Annotated in this window: 16 protein-coding genes and 1 pseudogene; 3 read left to right on the top strand and 14 right to left on the bottom strand. The window is 60.4% G+C overall.

The genetic code is table 11. From position 1 onward, the window contains the following. The first annotated feature begins 203 nt into the window (after window positions 1–203). Both AC6CIA_RS14235 and AC6CIA_RS14230 read left to right on the top strand, forming a co-directional pair. Entirely contained in the window at window positions 204–962 is a 759-nt protein-coding gene (locus AC6CIA_RS14235; protein ID WP_498312844.1) for a hypothetical protein, read from the top strand. Window positions 963–1,084: 122 nt separating this feature from the next. After that, window positions 1,085–1,897: an alpha/beta fold hydrolase gene (locus AC6CIA_RS14230; RefSeq protein WP_498312842.1), complete on the top strand. Its 813-nt coding sequence runs from the start codon at window positions 1,085–1,087 to the stop codon at window positions 1,895–1,897. 35 nt (window positions 1,898–1,932) lie between these two features. On the opposite strand, the gene AC6CIA_RS14225 is transcribed toward AC6CIA_RS14230, so the two are convergent. The 4 genes and pseudogenes from AC6CIA_RS14225 to AC6CIA_RS14210 all read right to left on the bottom strand — a co-directional run bounded on the left by AC6CIA_RS14225 (window position 1,933) and on the right by AC6CIA_RS14210 (window position 6,409). Then, complete coding sequence (locus AC6CIA_RS14225) at window positions 1,933–2,637, bottom strand: methyl-accepting chemotaxis protein (protein ID WP_498312989.1); 705 nt, start codon at window positions 2,635–2,637, stop codon at window positions 1,933–1,935. 204 nt (window positions 2,638–2,841) lie between these two features. Continuing rightward, a pseudogene (locus tag AC6CIA_RS14220) lies at window positions 2,842–2,955 on the bottom strand (HAMP domain-containing protein); the annotation flags it as partial. Window positions 2,956–4,017: 1,062 nt separating this feature from the next. Next, window positions 4,018–5,442, bottom strand: a complete 1,425-nt coding sequence (locus tag AC6CIA_RS14215) for an aminotransferase-like domain-containing protein (RefSeq protein WP_339528755.1) — start codon at window positions 5,440–5,442, stop codon at window positions 4,018–4,020. Between the two features lie 205 nt (window positions 5,443–5,647). Further along, complete coding sequence (locus tag AC6CIA_RS14210; protein WP_498312840.1) at window positions 5,648–6,409, bottom strand: SDR family oxidoreductase; 762 nt, start codon at window positions 6,407–6,409, stop codon at window positions 5,648–5,650. 225 nt (window positions 6,410–6,634) lie between these two features. Between AC6CIA_RS14210 and AC6CIA_RS14205 the strand changes: the two genes are divergently transcribed. Beyond that, the gene (locus tag AC6CIA_RS14205) at window positions 6,635–7,642 is read left to right on the top strand and encodes an NADP-dependent oxidoreductase (RefSeq protein ID WP_498312838.1); all 1,008 of its coding nucleotides are present in this window, start codon (window positions 6,635–6,637) and stop codon (window positions 7,640–7,642) included. Between the two features lie 36 nt (window positions 7,643–7,678). Here the strand turns inward: AC6CIA_RS14205 and pyrF are convergent, their stop codons facing one another. The 10 genes from pyrF to AC6CIA_RS14155 form a co-directional block, all read right to left on the bottom strand. Beyond that, window positions 7,679–8,377 (bottom strand): orotidine-5'-phosphate decarboxylase, encoded by a 699-nt coding sequence (gene pyrF / locus AC6CIA_RS14200; RefSeq protein ID WP_498312987.1) that lies wholly within the window; start codon window positions 8,375–8,377, stop codon window positions 7,679–7,681. An 86-nt stretch (window positions 8,378–8,463) separates the two neighbouring features. Next, entirely contained in the window at window positions 8,464–9,537 is a 1,074-nt protein-coding gene (locus AC6CIA_RS14195; RefSeq protein WP_498312837.1) for an AI-2E family transporter, read from the bottom strand. A 70-nt stretch (window positions 9,538–9,607) separates the two neighbouring features. After that, the gene (locus AC6CIA_RS14190) at window positions 9,608–10,426 is read right to left on the bottom strand and encodes a DUF4892 domain-containing protein (RefSeq protein WP_498312835.1); all 819 of its coding nucleotides are present in this window, start codon (window positions 10,424–10,426) and stop codon (window positions 9,608–9,610) included. Between the two features lie 102 nt (window positions 10,427–10,528). Then, the gene (locus AC6CIA_RS14185) at window positions 10,529–11,383 is read right to left on the bottom strand and encodes an alpha/beta hydrolase (RefSeq protein ID WP_498312833.1); all 855 of its coding nucleotides are present in this window, start codon (window positions 11,381–11,383) and stop codon (window positions 10,529–10,531) included. Beyond that, window positions 11,380–12,183, bottom strand: a complete 804-nt coding sequence (locus AC6CIA_RS14180) for an alpha/beta fold hydrolase (RefSeq protein WP_498312831.1) — start codon at window positions 12,181–12,183, stop codon at window positions 11,380–11,382. Before AC6CIA_RS14180 ends, AC6CIA_RS14185 begins: the two co-directional genes overlap by 4 nt. Before the next feature lie 97 nt (window positions 12,184–12,280). Next, window positions 12,281–12,724: a hotdog fold thioesterase gene (locus tag AC6CIA_RS14175; protein WP_339528748.1), complete on the bottom strand. Its 444-nt coding sequence runs from the start codon at window positions 12,722–12,724 to the stop codon at window positions 12,281–12,283. 30 nt (window positions 12,725–12,754) lie between these two features. Continuing rightward, window positions 12,755–14,422, bottom strand: a complete 1,668-nt coding sequence (locus AC6CIA_RS14170; RefSeq protein WP_498312829.1) for an AMP-binding protein — start codon at window positions 14,420–14,422, stop codon at window positions 12,755–12,757. 217 nt (window positions 14,423–14,639) lie between these two features. After that, window positions 14,640–15,089 carry a phosphohistidine phosphatase SixA gene (gene sixA, locus AC6CIA_RS14165; RefSeq protein ID WP_498312827.1) on the bottom strand — a complete coding sequence of 150 codons (450 nt, stop codon included), beginning with the start codon at window positions 15,087–15,089 and terminating at the stop codon, window positions 14,640–14,642. After that, window positions 15,086–15,433 carry a DUF4389 domain-containing protein gene (locus tag AC6CIA_RS14160; RefSeq protein WP_498312825.1) on the bottom strand — a complete coding sequence of 116 codons (348 nt, stop codon included), beginning with the start codon at window positions 15,431–15,433 and terminating at the stop codon, window positions 15,086–15,088. Before AC6CIA_RS14160 ends, sixA begins: the two co-directional genes overlap by 4 nt. 10 nt (window positions 15,434–15,443) lie before the next feature. Then, a complete protein-coding gene (locus AC6CIA_RS14155) occupies window positions 15,444–16,469 on the bottom strand; it encodes an NAD(P)H-dependent glycerol-3-phosphate dehydrogenase (protein ID WP_498312824.1) in 1,026 nt (341 codons plus the stop codon). Window positions 16,470–16,518: the final 49 nt, after the last annotated feature.

Here is a 16,518-nt window from a genome sequence, read left to right as displayed (position 1 = left end):
CGCGGTTTGGCGCCTATATTCTGGCACCCCGCAAGGCGCTATAGTTCGCATCGGTAGATGATGGCAATCTGCACCCAGGTAGGCCCGCTTCCTATATAAGGAAAAGACGGATTCAACTCGTCGAACAGTTCTATCCGCCACACGCCGCAATCACTACACTTCAACGTACATCCCATAAAGAGGTCGCACCGGTGACACCAATCATGATCACCCTGCTGGTAATAGCCGGGATCGTAGTACTGATCGCCATTGGCTATATGAACCATGTGGTGGAAAACACCAAACTGGAAAAGGCCCGGGCTCAGATTGAACTCAACGACCGGTTGCGGCGCTGTGGCGAGATCACCGAAACCTTCCCGGGCCAATTGATGACTCCGGCGCTCAAGCTGCTGTTGACGCGCCTGGAACTGAACGTCAACCAGCGCCTGCTCGCCCTCAACAAATCCAGCGCTGCCCTCAAGTCACGTATCAAGGAACTTGAGGCGCTGATCGGCCAGGGTGAATCGATCCCGGTGAACAACCCGCCATCCCCGATCCAGACCGAAGCCAAGGCCAAGGACGTGCGTTTTCTGCTGGAAGCACTCCACGGCCAAGTCACCCGCGCGGCTCAGGACGGCTTTTTACCCACCAATGAAGCCAAGCATTGGATCAGGGAAATCCGCCACATCCTGGTGCTGCTGCATATCGAGTTCTTCAACCACCTCGGCCAGCACGCCTTGCAACAGGAACAGCCCGGCCAAGCGCGCCTGGCGTTCGAACGGGGTGTGCAATACCTGCGCAAACAGCCTGAACCGGCGACCTACAGCCAACAGTTACAGGCGTTGGAAAATCAGCTGGCACGCGCCAACTCCATGGTATTGACCAACAGCCAACCGGTCGCTGACGAGGTCAATGAGTTGACCGAAGGTTTGAAAGTCGTAGATGCAGACGCCGAGTGGAAGAAGAAGGCGATTTACGACTGACCCTCACCGCCAACCTCATGGGCGCAGAGGGTTTGCGCCCGTGCCATCACTCTGCATCTATCCTCCTTCGCGCAACTCGCGTACAAAAGTGGGCTTCCTTCTCTTAACGAAAGAGGCCCGCTATGCCCGTCGTCGTCGTTGATGGTCAACCGCTGCACTATCTGGATCAAGGCCACGGTCCCGTGGTTTTGCTTGGCTCAAGTTACCTGTGGGACCGCACCATGTGGGCGCCGCAGATAACCGCCCTGTCGCAAAAATACCGAGTGATCGTTCCCGAGCTATGGGGCCATGGCGAATCGGGCCCGCTACCCGCCTCCACGCAATCCGTTGACGACCTCGCACGCCAGACCCTGGCCTTGCTGGACCAGCTGGACATCGCTCAAGTCAATCTGGTGGGCTTATCGGTCGGTGGCATGTGGGGCGCACGCCTGGCGTTGCAAGCGCCCGAGCGGGTCAACAGCCTGGTGCTGATGGACACTTACTTGGGTGCGGAGCCCGAAGCGACCCGCGCGTATTACTTCTCGTTGTTCAAGATGATTGAGGACGTGGGCGCTATCCCTGAACCGCTGCTGGATGTAATCGCGCCGATCTTCTTCCGCCCCGGCATCGACCGGGAATCGGCGCTGTACCAGAATTTTCGCCAGTCACTGACGACGTACTCCAAAGACCGCCTGCTGCACAGCATCGTGCCTCTGGGCCGACTGATCTTCGGTCGCGACGATCTGCTGGAGCAACTGCCGCGCCTGAACGCCGAGACCTGCCTGGTGATGTGTGGAGAACAAGACACCCCGCGCCCACCCGCCGAGTCCAGGGAAATGGCCGAGTTGATCGGCTGCGACCTGACGTTGATCGCGGACGCCGGACATATCTCCAGCCTGGAAAACCCTGACATCGTCAACGAGGCCTTGCTCACCTTCCTCGCCAATCATGCTTGAGCACTCAGCCTTTGATCGCCGCGGCCTCACGGTGATCAAAGGCGAAAGTGCCCCACCATTCCTTTAAGCTCAGCCCCCAACTGCGCCAGCTCAATGCTCGACGCCGCGCTGCCCTGCATGCTCAACGCCGATTGATCGGCGCTGGCGCGAATGCTGGTGACGCTGCGATTGATTTCTTCGGCCACCGAACTCTGCTCCTCGGCCGCCGCCGCGATCTGCTGATTCATCTGTTGGATCAGCGATACCGCCGCGGCAATGCTGCCCAAGGCACTTTCGGTTTCCAATGCATCGCTGACCGCCAGCTTCACCAGTTCGCCACTCTGCTTGATCTCCTGCACCGACGAGTGCGCCGCGCTGCGCAAGGTACTTACCAAACGCTCGATTTCTTCGGTTGATTGCTGGGTACGTCGAGCCAGCGCCCGGACTTCATCAGCCACCACCGCGAACCCACGCCCCTGCTCGCCCGCCCGTGCCGCTTCGATAGCCGCGTTCAGCGCCAATAAATTGGTCTGTTCGGCCACACTCTTGATCACCTCCAGAACGCTCCCGATATTCTGGATTTCCGCGCTCAGGCTCTCGATGCTGGTGCTGGCGCTCGTCGCGGAACTGGCCAGCAACTCGATGCGCTGCAAGCTCTGGCGCACCACCCGCTGGCCACCGTCGACCTTGGCATCGGCAGTCTGCGCGGCCTGTGCCGCTTCTTCGGCGTTGCGAGCCACATCGTGGACCGTAGCGGTCATCTGGTTCATTGCGGTGGCGACTTGCTCGGTTTCCTCTTTCTGGCTGCTGACCTCAATATTGGTCTGCTCGGTCACACTGGATAACGCGTGGGCAGAGCTGGCCAGTTGCTCGATACCCGCCTGCAGACCGCTGACCATGCTACTCAGGCCGTTCCCCATCTGCTGCATGGCCAGCATCAATTGCCCCATCTCGTCACGTCGGGTTACCTCCATTCGACCACTGAGATCGCCGGCGGCAATTTTCTGGGCAACCCCGATCACACTGCGCAATGGCGTGACGATCAACCGGGTGATGACCCACGCGGCAATCAATCCCATCAGTAAAGCCAGGGCCGAGGAAACGATGATCAGCCAGGTACTTTCATGCAATTGCTCCTGCATCGAACGGTACTGCGCGTCGTAAGCCTGATTGACTTGCGAGACCACCTGGTCCGCGCGCTCATGCAATTGCTGGTAGACGATCTTTTCCTTAGCCAGCAAGCCGGTGTACTCATCAAGTTTCTCGCTGAACGCGGCAATGTGCCCGGCCACTTCATTCAATACGGTTTGATAGCCCGGATCCTTGACCGTGGTTTTCAGTTGTTCGGCCTGGACCAGGGCTTGTTCGGCCTGCTCGATCTTGCCTTGCCCGGCACTCTCTTCATCCTCGCCCTTGCGACTTTGATCCAGACGCACCCGCGCTTCGTTCATGGCCTGCAGCATCAGACGCGAAACCTGCCCCACCTGCCCGGCCTGCTCGATAAGCTCGGCACCTTCCCGACCCTGGCTGTCCTTGAGTTCGTAAGCACCGTCATCCGCCAGACCGGCCTGCAACACATCGAGGTTATTGGCAACGCTGGAAACCGACCAACTGGCCATTTCCAACGCCAGGTCCTTGGACTGGGTCAGCTCTACGAACTCATCGAAGGCCTGGCGATAGGCGGTCAGGGCCTGCTCCACCGCCGTCATCGCCGGCTCGTTCGCCGCAGACAGCGCTTTGAGTGCCTGCGCTTCAGCCACTAGGCCATCCACGCTTTCATTCAAGGCATCCACGGACTCGGCATCGGAGCGCAGTGCGTAGTTCTGCTCGATCAAGCGCACCTTCAACAAACCATTGTTGAGGGAAGACATACCTTTGAGGCCTTCGAATCGAGAACCGATGGTTTGCAGGGACCACACGCCAATCGCAGCCACCGCCGCGGTCAGCAGAAGAACCAGGAAGAACCCCAGCGCCAGTTTCTTCGCCATTCCAAGGTTGGAAAAACGTCGTTGCATGCCCGAAATCATTGCGCTTGAGTCCTCTTGGCAAGGCGAATACCACAGCCTCGGTATCCATGCAGGGAGATTCGCAACGACTAGCCCCGGAACACAAGATGCCAGTACGTGAATAATGGCAAAAAGCTACATTTTCGTCGTTTTCAGAATCGTGGAGGTCGATCCGGACGGGCCCATCGCCTTGAACAGTGCCTGCGCCCGCCGGTCCCCCGCATAAGCTACATTGATGCGTTGCCAATCACTGTGCTCGCCCGTCGGGCTGAACAAGGCGCCCGACGAGAGCAGGACGCCGCAGCGACGCGCCTGTGCCGGCAATTGTGATCTATCCCCCACCCCCGGCCTCGCCCAAAGAAACATGCCGCCCGCTGGCACGGCGAAAACCTCCCACTCCTCATCTTCCAGCACTTGCAGGGTCGTTGCCATTTCTGCGCTCAATCGCCGACGCAAACGCTGGACCCATTTGCGATAGGTGCCATTGGCCAAAAGCGTGGCCACTACGGCCTCGGCAAAACGCGAGGTGCCCATGCCCGTCAGCGTCTTGACCTTGACCAACTGCGCGATAATGGCTGCGCTGGCCGTGAGATAGCCGACGCGCAGCGCGCTACTCAAGGTTTTGGAAAAACTCGCGACGTAGATGACCCTTTCGTCATGGGACAAGGCCGCCAGCCGGGTACACGAGGCGTGTTGCAGGTCGCCATAGACGTCCTCTTCGATAATCAGGAAATCCCGGGTGCGCGCCAGATGCAACAGGCGCTCGGCCACCGCCAAGGAAAGACTGGTGCCGGTCGGGTTGTGGTAGAGGCTATTGATGAACAGGCACCGCGGATGATGAACCGCCAGCAACGCTTCCAGGGCCTGGAGGTCCGGGCCACTGCGCGTCCTGGGAACCTCCAGCAACTTGACGCCATGAAAGGTCAGCAGGCGATAGAGATTGCCATAGCCCGGGCTTTCAATCACGACCGTGTCGCCGGCCTTGAGCAGCGTGCGTATCAACAAGTCGTGGGCATGACTGGCGCCATGGGTCGTGAGGATACGGTCGGCGCTGGCGGCCACTTGAATCTGGGTCAGGCGCTTGAGCAACTGCTCACGCAATACCGGTAAGCCAAGGGGCGTACTGTAGTTGAATACCCCGGCGATATCGGTGCGGGTGATTTCACGAATCGCATAGCTGATGTCATCGTTCTCGCGCCATGAGTCCGGCAGCCACCCGCATCCCAGCTTCAACTCGCCCAACGGACCATCGGTAAAGGTGCCCCAGTCCTGTTCCGCCCCCTCATGCCATTGGCACTCAGTGGCCGGACTGTCGGCAGGCGGTTGTGCCGCGACGAAAAAAACCGAACCGTGCCTTGAAGCCAACAGGCCGTCGGCCACCATTCGTTCGAATGCCTCGATCACGCTGGATTGACTGAGCAGATTGTCATGAGCCAGTTGCCGGATGGAAGGCAGGCGAGTTCCAGGACTCACCCCGCTTTCCCGAATCCACTCGGCCACTGCGCTGACGATCTGCTGAACCACCGGTATCAAGGCTTGTCGATTGATCTCTAAATCCATGCGCCACCTGCTTAAACTGTTTGTCATTTAACCCAAACCAGTTAAGCACAGAAGGTCCACCACACTTCGTCCATAAGTTTATTAAAGCTTTGATTTTACTGGGTTATTTACCTATTGAAACATAATGGATCGAGGCATCTAGCCATCGCCGGAAAAGTCTCACAGCACTCCCAAGGACTTTCTGAATACACCACGGCATCAGGTCCTAAATGGCCGTCGCGCCGCCGTCCACGGCCAGTGCGTGACCTGTGGTGAATGCCGCGCCATCACTGCACAAGTAAAGGACCGCGCTGGCGATTTCCTCGACCTTGCCGATACGCCCCACCGGATGCATGGCGGCTGCAAACTCGGCTTTACGCGGGTCGGCTTCATAGGCTCGACGGAACATGTCAGTGTCAATCACCGCAGGGCACACGGCATTGACGCGGATTTTCTTTTTCGCGTACTCAATCGCCGCCGACTTGGTCAGACCAATCACTGCATGCTTGGAGGCGGCATAAATACTCATTTTTGGCGCCGCACCCAACCCAGCGACCGAGGCCGTGTTGACGATGGCGCCACCACCCTGGGCCAACAGCAACGGCAGTTGGTGTTTCATGCACAACCACACGCCCTTGACGTTGACGCCCATGATGGCGTCGAACTCGTCCAGGGTGCCCTCCGCCAGCCGGCCTTTTTCGATCTCGATGCCCGCATTGTTGAAGGCGTAGTCCAGCCGGCCATACGCAGCGATCACCTGTTGCATCAGATGCTGCACATCGGCTTCATCGGTGACATTGCAGCGCACAAAAACCGCTTCACCACCTGTTTCATGGATCAGTTCAACCGTGCCCTCGCCGCCCGCCAGATCCAGGTCGGCGACCACTACCTTCAACCCTTCGGCAGCGAATGCCAGTGCCGTAGCACGGCCAATGCCTGCGGCTGCACCCGTCACCAGGGCAACCTGACCGGAAAACGTCATGCTCATGCTTCTGTCCTTGGGTATCGATTCGTCGACCCAGCATAGCCAGTGCCCACGCCTGTACGTCAGCATTATCAGAAGGCCGGTTAAGGTTCCATGAGTTACAGTGATAAGTCCTCGGGGCGCACTATCAATCCGGCCTATCGACGAGCATTCGCAGCCATCGGGCAAGCTTGCCTCTCGTAACGGGAGGGTCTATCACTCTAGGCTCATTTATCCAGAGTCTCTGCCATGACTGCCCAGACCAATCGCCAATTTCTACTCGCCAAACGCCCGGTCGGCGCGGCCACGCGGGATACCTTCACTTATCAGGAACTCCCGTTGGGTACCCCCCAGGAGGGTCAGGTCCTGGTACGCAACGAGTACTTGTCGCTTGATCCCGCCATGCGTGGCTGGATGAACGAAGGCAAGTCCTACATTCCGCCAGTGGCTATCGGCGAAGTCATGCGGGCGCTCGGCGTCGGGCAGGTCATTGCGTCGAATAACCCAAAGTTCAGCGTGGGCGATTACGTCAACGGCGCGTTGGGTGTACAGGACTATTTCCTCGGCGAACCTCGCGGTTTCTACAAGGTCGATCCGACGCTCGCACCGCTACCGCTGTATCTGTCGGCCCTGGGCATGACCGGGATGACAGCCTATTTCGCCCTGCTCGACACCGGTGCCCCCAAAGCCGGAGAAACCGTGGTGATTTCCGGTGCGGCGGGTGCGGTGGGCAGCATCGCCGGGCAGATTGCCAAAATCAAAGGCTGTCGTGTAGTGGGCATTGCCGGTGGGGCCGAAAAATGCAAGTTCCTGGTGGATGAACTGGGTTTCGACGCGGCCATCGATTACAAGCACGAGGACGTGGCGGCAGGCCTTAAACGTGAGTGCCCGAAAGGTGTGGACGTGTATTTCGATAACGTCGGCGGCGACATTCTCGACGCCGTACTCAGCCGTCTGGCCCTGAAAGCGCGGGTGGTGATCTGCGGTGCTATCAGCCAGTACAACAACAAGGAAGCCGTGAAAGGGCCGTCCAACTATTTGTCATTGCTGGTCAACCGGGCGCGCATGGAGGGGTTCGTGGTGATGGACCACGCGGCGAACTTTGCCGCAGCCGGGCAGGAAATGGCCGGCTGGATGGCTCAGGGCAAGCTCAAGAGCAAGGAAGATATTGTCGAAGGCCTGGAGACGTTCCCGGAGACGCTGATGAAACTGTTCAACGGCGAGAACTTTGGCAAGTTGGTGTTGAAAGTCAGCTAAGCCTGTGGGGGCCGGTAAACCGGCCCCCCCAACAGATCAGGCGATCTCGGCCACGACGGCAGCCAAGGCCTTGGCTGGATCGGCCGCCTGGCTGATCGGGCGACCGATAACCAGGTAATCGGAACCCGCATCCAGCGCCTGGCGAGGCGTCAGAATTCGACGCTGATCATCCTGGGCGCTACCCGAAGGACGAATCCCCGGAGTCACCAACTGCAGCGACGGGTGGGCGGTTTTCAACGCCTGGGCTTCCAGTGCCGAACAGACCAGCCCATCCAGGCCGGCCTTCTGTGCCAAGGCTGCCAGACGCAACACTTGTTCCTGTGGTTCGATATCCAGGCCGATCCCGGCCAGGTCTTCACGTTCCATGCTGGTCAGTACGGTCACGCCGATCAGCAATGGCTTGGGGCCGCTGCGTTGTTCCAGCACTTCACGGCAGGCCGTCATCATGCGCAGGCCGCCTGAGCAATGCACATTGACCATCCACACGCCCATCTCCGCTGCGGCTTTGACCGCCATTGCCGTGGTGTTGGGGATGTCGTGGAATTTCAGGTCGAGGAACACCTCGAAGCCTTTGTCACGCAGGGTGCCGACAATTTCCGCGGCGCAACTGGTGAAGAGTTCCTTGCCGACCTTGACCCGGCAAAGCTTGGGATCCAACTGGTCAGCCAGCTTCAGCGCGGCGTCACGGGTAGGGTAATCCAGGGCGACGATGATAGGAGTCTGGCAGACGGACATTGGCATGGGCTCTCAGGCAAGTCGAAATCGGCGCGGATTGTAGCGCAAGCAGCGCCTTTGCGGGGTCCGATGATCGGTAAATCCTCCTACCCCGCCTCATCTTCCCGCCGTGCCTGCGCCTGAGCCTGGGTCTGACTGGCACTCCAATCCGTCAACAGGCTGTAAGCCACCGCCAGCAATGTCGGCCCGATAAACAGCCCGATAAAGCCAAACGCAATCAATCCGCCAAACACCCCAAGCAACACAATCACCAACGGCAAATTACCGCCACGGCTGATCAAGTACGGCTTAAGCACGTTATCCACGCCGCTGATGATGAAAGTACCCCACACCCCGAGGAACACCGCATAGGTGTAATCGCCCTTCCACGCCAACCAGGCCGTGGCCGGGATCCACACCAGCGGCGGTCCCATGGGAATCAGGCTCAGCAGGAAAGTCACAATCCCCAGCACCAGCGCCCCCGGTACGCCGGCGATCAGGAAGCCGATCAATGCCAGCAGCGCCTGGGCCGCCGCTGTACCGATCACCCCGTTGACCACCCGCTGCACGGTACCGGCGACCAGTTCGATGTAGTATCCGGCGCGGTCGCCAATCAAACGCTCCAGCAACCGGTGGACGAACATCGCCAGGCGCGGCCCGTCGCGATAGAAAAAGAACACGAACACCAGGCTCAGGGTCAGTTCCAGAATCCCGCCGCCAATCTGCGCGCTGCGGGCCAGCAACCAGTTGCCGACCTGCCCCAGATACGGCTTGAGCGTGACCATCAAGGCCGCGCCCTGCTGATCGATGCTGTCCCACATGCCCACCAGCCGCGTGCCGATAAAGGGCAAGGAACCCAGCCAGGTTGGCGCCTCCGGCAAGCCATCGACCTGGATATTCTTGATCAGCGCCACGGCGTCGCGCACATGGTCCGCGAGATTGAAACCCAGCCACACCAACGGCACCGCCACCAACAGCATCCAGCCCAACGTCAGGATTCCCGCCGCCAGGGATTCACGGCCACCCAGCGTGCGGGTCAGCAGGCGCATCAGCGGCCAACTGGCAAACGCCAGCACCGCGCCCCAGAACAGCGCCGACCAGAACGGGGCCATCACCCAGAAGCTGGCACCAAACAGCACCAGGAGCAGGATCTGCACCAGCAGGCGATCGTTGTTGAGCATGTAGTTTCTCGAAAAAAGTCGTCAGGACGTGAGTTTAGGCGAACGGCACCGTTCCGTTCGCCCTGACCGGTCAGCGGATCAATTGCAGGTGCAGGCCCTTGGTCTCGGAAGTCCCGGTTTCCAGGCGCGCCTCACGCACGCCCTTGCCCGCCAAGCCCTTTCGCCAGGCCTCGGCATTTGGCCCGCTCACACTGACTCTCAAGCTGGTGTCCAGGTTCAATCCTCGCGAAATCAAGGTCAGCCAGACAGGATCGGGCTCGCCGCTCAGTTCCGGAAAATCCAGCGTGTCGCTACTTTTTAACACACGCAGCAATGTCGCCGATGTCGGTCGCACGTCCGCCAATGGCGTGCTCGCATCCAGTTGCTCGACATGCAGATAAGCCCGGCGATTGCCGCGGGTAATCCCGTAGAGCGCCACCAGCGAGTTATCCTGCGGCGCGGCGAGGCGTGACAGGAGGAACTCCTGCTGGACATCTGCACCCACCAGCTTGGCGTTGCCCAGCACGTCATTGGCCCACAGGCTGCTTTCGCCGCAGTCACGTGCCTTGCACCAGAACAACAGTTGCGCGCCCTGCTTTTGCAGCGTTTCACGCGCGGCCTTGAAGGCGTCGCTGGAGCTGTGTTCGGCGGGCAGTTCGTAGGTAAGTCCGGTGACCGGGCCACGAGCGATGACCTGGCCGTCGTAACGCAATTTGCCGCTGATCTTGCGAATCGCCCCCATGGGGTAAATGCGTTCCTTGTTTTCGGCCGGACGATAATCGACGATTTCTGCATCGATCGGGCGCTCCACGGCCGGTAGATCCTGGCTTCCCGGCACATCGGCGGCGAACACCATGGGGCTCAGACAGCACAGCCCCAGAGTACGGATAACGTCTTTCGGCCTACTCATCGGATGGGCGCGCCTGGGCCGTTGGATGCCTTCAAGGTGTTCAGATTGCTCATGGTTGACTCCCTTTCAATCCGCCCAGCCTCGGCAGTTGACCGCGTCAAGTCAAGGCGCGGTGAAGAACCGATTGAAACAGTCTGCAACAAGAGTAGCGCCCGACTCGTCGTCAAGATGCAAATGATGGCCACCAGGAAGCCTCGTGACCGAGAAAGGTAGCTGAGAAAGCAATTCAGAATGTTTCGCCAACATCCCGTCTTCCGCGACCACCAGTTGTGCCGGGCAGGTGACCCGTCGTACGAAAGCCATGGCCTGTTCTTCTGTCAGACGTATCGGCGAAGCCAGGGTCAAGCGACTGTCGCTGCGCCAGGTATAACCGCCGGGCACCGGCATCAGGCCCCGCTGGGCCAGCAGTTCAGCGGCTTCACGACTGACCGCCACCAGCCCTTTCATCCGTGCCTCGACGGCCCTCTCAAGGGTGCCGTACACCGGTTTGCGTTTATCTTGCAGGCTCAATTGCGCCTGCAACGCCATGCCCAAGCGCTCGGCGGCGTTCTCCCCGGTGGCGGTCGGAGGGATCACGCCATCGATCAACCCCAGGTGCGTCACACGTTCAGGCAAGGCACCGGCCAACACCAGCGAGACAATCGCGCCGAGCGAATGACCAAGTAATGCAAAACGTTTCAACCCCAGCTGTTCAGCGACTTGCAGTACATCGTGGACATAATCCCACAGGGCATAACCCGCTCCAGCCGGACGATGGGCCGAGTGCCCGTGGCCGGCCATGTCCAGGGCGATAATGCGCACGCCGTGCAGTTTCGGCGCCAGCCGCGCAAAGCTGTTGGCATTGTCCAGCCAGCCATGCAGGGCGATTACCGGCAAGCCAGACTCGGGGCCGAACAGATGGGCGGCCAATTCAATGTGCGGCAGGCTGAGACGCACTTCTTCGACGGGACGGGTCATGCGCAACTACGCTCACGCGCTTCCCAGCGGCTGAACAGGCGCTTGATCAAGGTCGCGGTGTCTTGCGGACGCTCAAGGGGAAACATGTGGCCGCCGGGCATGGTCAGCATTTCGCCCATGGGCAGGCGCGCGACGCCGCTGGCGTGGTGACGCATCACCACCCGGCTCTGTCGGCCCCGCACCACCGCCAGCGGCACTTTCAATTGTCGGGCATGGCCGGGGCTGGTATGCGGTACGCCCCGATAGATGCTGATTTCGGTCGCCGGGTCAAAACGCAGGCGCAGACGGTCGCCGACCTGTTGCAAGCCGTGTTGCAGGTAGGCTTCCAGGCATTCCGGATCAAAGCCACGAAACAGCGTTTTGGCGGAAAAGTAATGGCGTGCGGCGTCCATGTCGATGAACTCTTCACGCCGCCCCAAGGTACGCCCGGCGGGCGTCAGGCGATCGATGAAGCCAAAGCGCTTGGCGGCGCGAATCACCCAGCGGTCAGCCAGCGTCAGCACCGGGGAGTCGAGCATGACGACCCCGCGATACAGCTGCGGACACCGCAAGGCCGCGTGCAAATGCAACACGCCGCCCAATGAGTGACCGACGCCCCATACCGGCGCGGGCTGCTGTTCAAGGTGGTGAATCAGTTCATCCACCAGGTTCTGCCAGTTGTCATCCACCGGAAACCGCGGATCGTGGCCATGCAGCGGCAGATGCGCCACCGCATATTCGGGGGCGAGCGCATCGAATAACTTGCCGTAGGTCGCCGAGGGAAACCCATTGGCGTGCGTGAAAAACACCTGTTGCGACATAACCTGTCCATCATCAAAGGCAGGAGTGGATTGTCCCCACGCCTGGCCGCCACAGCAATGACTGTAACTGCCAGGAATGATGACACTCACGCCACGCCTATCGTGCCGGCGGCTGTTCACCCAACGGCACCACCGCCATGGTCAGGCGCGATATGCAGCTGGCCTTGCCTTCGTCGCTGGTCAGGCGAATGTCCCAGACATGCGTCGTGCGCCCGATATGGATCGGCCTGGCCGTCGCCGCCACACGCCCCGAACGCAAGCCCCGCAAGTGGTTGGCGTTGATTTCGAGGCCCACACAATAGAATTTGCTGGCGTCGATGCACAGGTAACTGGCCATGGAACCGACGGTTTCCGCCAATACCACCGAGGCCCCACCATGTAACAAGCCGTAAGGCTGATGCGTGCGGTGGTCGATGACCATGCTGGCTGTCAGCGACTCGCCGTCAAACGCTTCAAAACGAATATCCAGCACCTCGCCAATGGTGTTTTTCTGCAGGGCATTCAATTGCTCGATATTGGGAACGGTACGCCACACGCTCATTGCAGTGTCCTTATTGATTTCATCGGGTGCTCAATCCTGCCACAGCACGGCTTCGGCGCGCTCGCTCCAGGCTTGAAAGCGGGGACCGTAGCGGGATTCGATCACATTGCGCTTGATCTTCAACGTCGGGGTCAGGAAGCCGTTTTCCACTGCCCAACTGTCCTTCACCACCACCAATTGGCGCAAGCGTTCATGTTTGTCCAACGCTTGATTGACCTCCTCCAGCAAGCGCTCCAGGCTGGCGTGCAACGCCGGACGAGCGGCACCGTCGGCTTCTCGCATCCCGACCGCGGAAAGCACACACAGAGCCATCGGGGCGCTCAAGCCGTCACCGACCACGCACACCTGCTCGATACGAGCGTGTTCCGCCAAACGGTTTTCGATGGGGGCCGGCGCGACATACTTGCCCTTGCTGGTCTTGAATATCTCCTTGAGTCGCCCGGTCAGCCGCAGACGGCCATCGGCATCCTGCTCGCCCTTGTCACCGGTACGCAGGAAGCCGTCTGCGGTAATCGTCTCAGCGGTTTTCTGCGGATCCTTGAAGTAGCCAAGCATGGTCGCACCGCTGCGCACCTGGACTTCGCCGGACGGGTCAAGGCGAACCTCGACCTGCGGACACGGCAGGCCGATCCAGCCGATGGTCTGTTGGCCAGGCCGACACACATGGGAGTAGCCGCAGTTTTCCGTCATGCCGTACACCTCCAGCACATCCAGGCCCAAGCGCAGGTACCAGCGTAATAGCGCCTCGGGTACCGGCGCCGCCCCGCAAAGGGCCACGCGCACCGCGTCCAGCCCCAACCCTGCAAGTACTTTGTGTCCGACGCGTTTGCCGATGAATGGCAGGCGCAATAAGGCGTCCAGGCGTTTTTCCGGGATTTTGCCGTAGACCCCCATCTGGAACCTAGTCCAGATCCGCGGTACGCCAAACAACGCGGTCGGCCGTGCCCGTTGCAAATCGGTGAGGAAGGTGTCGAGACTTTCGGCAAAAAACACGGTTTGCCCGGTGTAGATCGCGGCCATTTCGACAAACATTCGTTCGGCTACGTGGCACAGCGGCAAGTAGGACAGTAGCCGATCACCTTCGCCCAACCCGAACAGCTCCGTGCCACGCGTGGCGGCGAACGCCAGGGCGCCAAAGCTGTGCATCACGCCTTTGGGCAGGCCGGTGGTGCCCGAGGTGTAGATGATGGTGGCGAGGTCCGAGGCGGCAGGCGCAGGGTCGTCCTGGATCGGGGAGCAGGCTTGCACCTCGGCCCAGGTGAAGTCGAACCGCCCGTCGGGGCACAGCGGCAGGCTGACGGTCGGCAGTCCGGCTTTTACTCCAGGCGCCATGGCCGGCCAATCGTCGAGTTTGCCGACGAACACCAAAGCCGCCTCGGAATGCTCCAGCACGTGGGCCACCGACTCGGCGGTGAGATTGGGATACAGCGGCACGGAAACATGCCCGGCCATCCAGATCGCCAGGTCGGCGATGATCCAGTGGGCGCAGTTCTTCGAGATCAGGGCAATGTGCGAGCCTTGGGGCAATTCCTGCGCCCGTAACCAATGGGCAGCACAGCGGACCTGGTGACCGACGTCGCCCCAGCTCAAGGTCTGCACCAAACCGCCGGCCATCGGTTGCACCAGAAATCGCTGACGCGGGTGCCGCGCTTCACGCTCGAAGAAAACCTGCAACGGCAAACGAAAAGCGACAGACATGGGACGCGCTCCTGTGCGTGCTGAGGATGGCCAACCAAGCACTTGCTTGGGCGACTATTCCATGCACAAAGGAGCACTGCAAGCGCTGGCTGGCACTACCTTAACCAAATGTGGGGATTGCTCGCGATGACGGTGGGTCAGTCACTATTAACGTCGACTGTTACACCGTCATCGCGAGCAAGCCCGCTCCCACATTTGGCCGAGTACTCTCTTGAGGTCAGGGGTTTTTGACGCTATTGAGGCTCATCAGCCCCGCCAACGGAAAATCCCCTTCCAGCTCCGCCAGGCTGGCAGTGTGCATCGGTTGCGGCTGGCGCTGATGGCCATGCTGCAAAAAGCTGATCAAGCTACCGACCAACGGCTGGTGGCTGACCAGCAGCACATTGTCATCGGTGTCGAGCTTCTCCAGCACCCGCAACGGATTTCCGTCCGGCGTCAACCACGGCACCGTGCGAATCGCCGGCTCGAACCCCAACACCTCGCGCACCAGTTGCGCGGTCTGCTGGGCCCGTACATAAGGGCTGGCGATGATCGCACTGATAGGTTGGCCAATCAGCTCGGCGGCGCTGCGCAACACTTCAGCGCGGCCATGCTCGGTGAGATTGCGCTCGGCGTCCGTGCGGGCATGCCCCTCGGCTTCACCGTGGCGCAACACCCAGATTTTCATAGCTTCGGCTCTTCATCACGCGCCGGATGCGGCGCGGCTGGCACGCTGTGCGCAGCTTCACCTTCCGGCGCACGCGGGGTTGGCCAGTCGGCGAAAGGCCAGGGTTTCTGTTCGCTGTGGAAGCTGCCGAAGCGACCAATCTGTGCCAGGAACTGGCTGAGGCTGTCGCCAAAATTCATCAGCCCCAGATTCGGTGCCGAATAAATCAGGCGGTAAATCAGTTGCACCACCACCAATGCGCCGAGCATGAACTGCGCCACCTGCCACACCAGGGCAAACACCAGCATCCACAGGACGCGCAGGAGAATGGATTCATATTTGGGTGCTGCTTTCGGATCGTTCATCGCGCGTTCCTCAATTGAAACCACTGGTGGAGATAAAATCGACATCGGTTTTCGGCTCGGCCCGCATCAAGACCTCGATGACCTGATTCAAGGTGCGCCCTTCAAACAGAATCGCATGCAGACCGGCGACCAGCGGCATGTACACGCCCACTTCCAGGGCCTTGGCCTTGAGCACTTTCAGTGTGTTGACGCCTTCAGCCACTTCTCCCAGGCGGGTGACGGCGTCTTCCAGGCTCAGGCCCTGGCCCAGGGCAAAGCCGACCTGATAGTTGCGGCTTTTCGGCGACGAGCAGGTGACGATCAGGTCGCCCACGCCCGCCAGGCCGAGGAAGGTCATCGGGTTGGCGCCCTGGTTGACGGCGAAGCGGGTCATTTCCGCCAAGGCACGGGTGATCAACATGCTCTTGGTGTTTTCCCCCATGCCCAGCGCCACAGCCATCCCGGCGATGATCGCGTAGACGTTTTTCAGCGCACCGCCCAGCTCCACGCCAAAACGGTCGGCACTGGCGTAGACGCGAAAAGTGCGACCGTGCAGCACGGCCTGGACCTGCTCGCACAGCGCTTCGTCTTCACTGGCCACCACCGTGGCGGTCAAGGCGTGCTCGGCCACTTCCCGCGCCAGATTCGGTCCCGAGAGCACGCCGATGCGCGCCAACGGAGCGATCTCCTGGAGAATTTCGCTCATCAGTTTGAACGTCTGGGCCTCGATGCCTTTGGTCAGGCTGACCAGCAACTTGCCCGCCAGGCGCTCGGCATGGGGCGCCAGCACCGAACGCAGGGCGCTGGACGGCAAGGCGACAAAGCACAAGTCGCACGCCTCCAGGGTTGCCTGCAAATCAGTGACCGGCGAGACCGCCGCGTGAATCTTGATGCCTTTGAGGTAACGGGGGTTTTCCCGGTTGACCCGAATGGCCTCGGCCTGTTCGGGATCACGCATCCACTGACGCACCTGGTGGCCGTTTTCAGCCAGCAGATTAGCCACGGCGGTACCAAAACTTCCGCCTCCCAGGACCGCAATTGGGCGCTGTTCAGTCATATGCAATCCGTTAATCCATACCAGTGGCGATGGCGGCATTATACGGGCC

Source organism: Pseudomonas sp. GQ91 (assembly GCF_059758795.1).
Note: the sequence above shows the minus strand (reverse complement) of the source record. Positions and strands in the feature narration are given on the sequence as shown.

Coding starts and splice junctions, on each gene's coding strand:
- AC6CIA_RS14235 (WP_498312844.1), top strand. CDS start 204: ATGATCACCCTGCTGGTAATAGCCGGGATCGTAGTACTGATCGCCATT.
- AC6CIA_RS14230 (WP_498312842.1), top strand. CDS start 1,085: ATGCCCGTCGTCGTCGTTGATGGTCAACCGCTGCACTATCTGGATCAA.
- AC6CIA_RS14225 (WP_498312989.1), bottom strand. CDS start 2,637: ATGACCGCTACGGTCCACGATGTGGCTCGCAACGCCGAAGAAGCGGCA.
- AC6CIA_RS14215 (WP_339528755.1), bottom strand. CDS start 5,442: ATGGATTTAGAGATCAATCGACAAGCCTTGATACCGGTGGTTCAGCAG.
- AC6CIA_RS14210 (WP_498312840.1), bottom strand. CDS start 6,409: ATGAGCATGACGTTTTCCGGTCAGGTTGCCCTGGTGACGGGTGCAGCC.
- AC6CIA_RS14205 (WP_498312838.1), top strand. CDS start 6,635: ATGACTGCCCAGACCAATCGCCAATTTCTACTCGCCAAACGCCCGGTC.
- pyrF (WP_498312987.1), bottom strand. CDS start 8,377: ATGTCCGTCTGCCAGACTCCTATCATCGTCGCCCTGGATTACCCTACC.
- AC6CIA_RS14195 (WP_498312837.1), bottom strand. CDS start 9,537: ATGCTCAACAACGATCGCCTGCTGGTGCAGATCCTGCTCCTGGTGCTG.
- AC6CIA_RS14190 (WP_498312835.1), bottom strand. CDS start 10,426: ATGAGTAGGCCGAAAGACGTTATCCGTACTCTGGGGCTGTGCTGTCTG.
- AC6CIA_RS14185 (WP_498312833.1), bottom strand. CDS start 11,383: ATGACCCGTCCCGTCGAAGAAGTGCGTCTCAGCCTGCCGCACATTGAA.
- AC6CIA_RS14180 (WP_498312831.1), bottom strand. CDS start 12,183: ATGTCGCAACAGGTGTTTTTCACGCACGCCAATGGGTTTCCCTCGGCG.
- AC6CIA_RS14175 (WP_339528748.1), bottom strand. CDS start 12,724: ATGAGCGTGTGGCGTACCGTTCCCAATATCGAGCAATTGAATGCCCTG.
- AC6CIA_RS14170 (WP_498312829.1), bottom strand. CDS start 14,422: ATGTCTGTCGCTTTTCGTTTGCCGTTGCAGGTTTTCTTCGAGCGTGAA.
- sixA (WP_498312827.1), bottom strand. CDS start 15,089: ATGAAAATCTGGGTGTTGCGCCACGGTGAAGCCGAGGGGCATGCCCGC.
- AC6CIA_RS14160 (WP_498312825.1), bottom strand. CDS start 15,433: ATGAACGATCCGAAAGCAGCACCCAAATATGAATCCATTCTCCTGCGC.
- AC6CIA_RS14155 (WP_498312824.1), bottom strand. CDS start 16,469: ATGACTGAACAGCGCCCAATTGCGGTCCTGGGAGGCGGAAGTTTTGGT.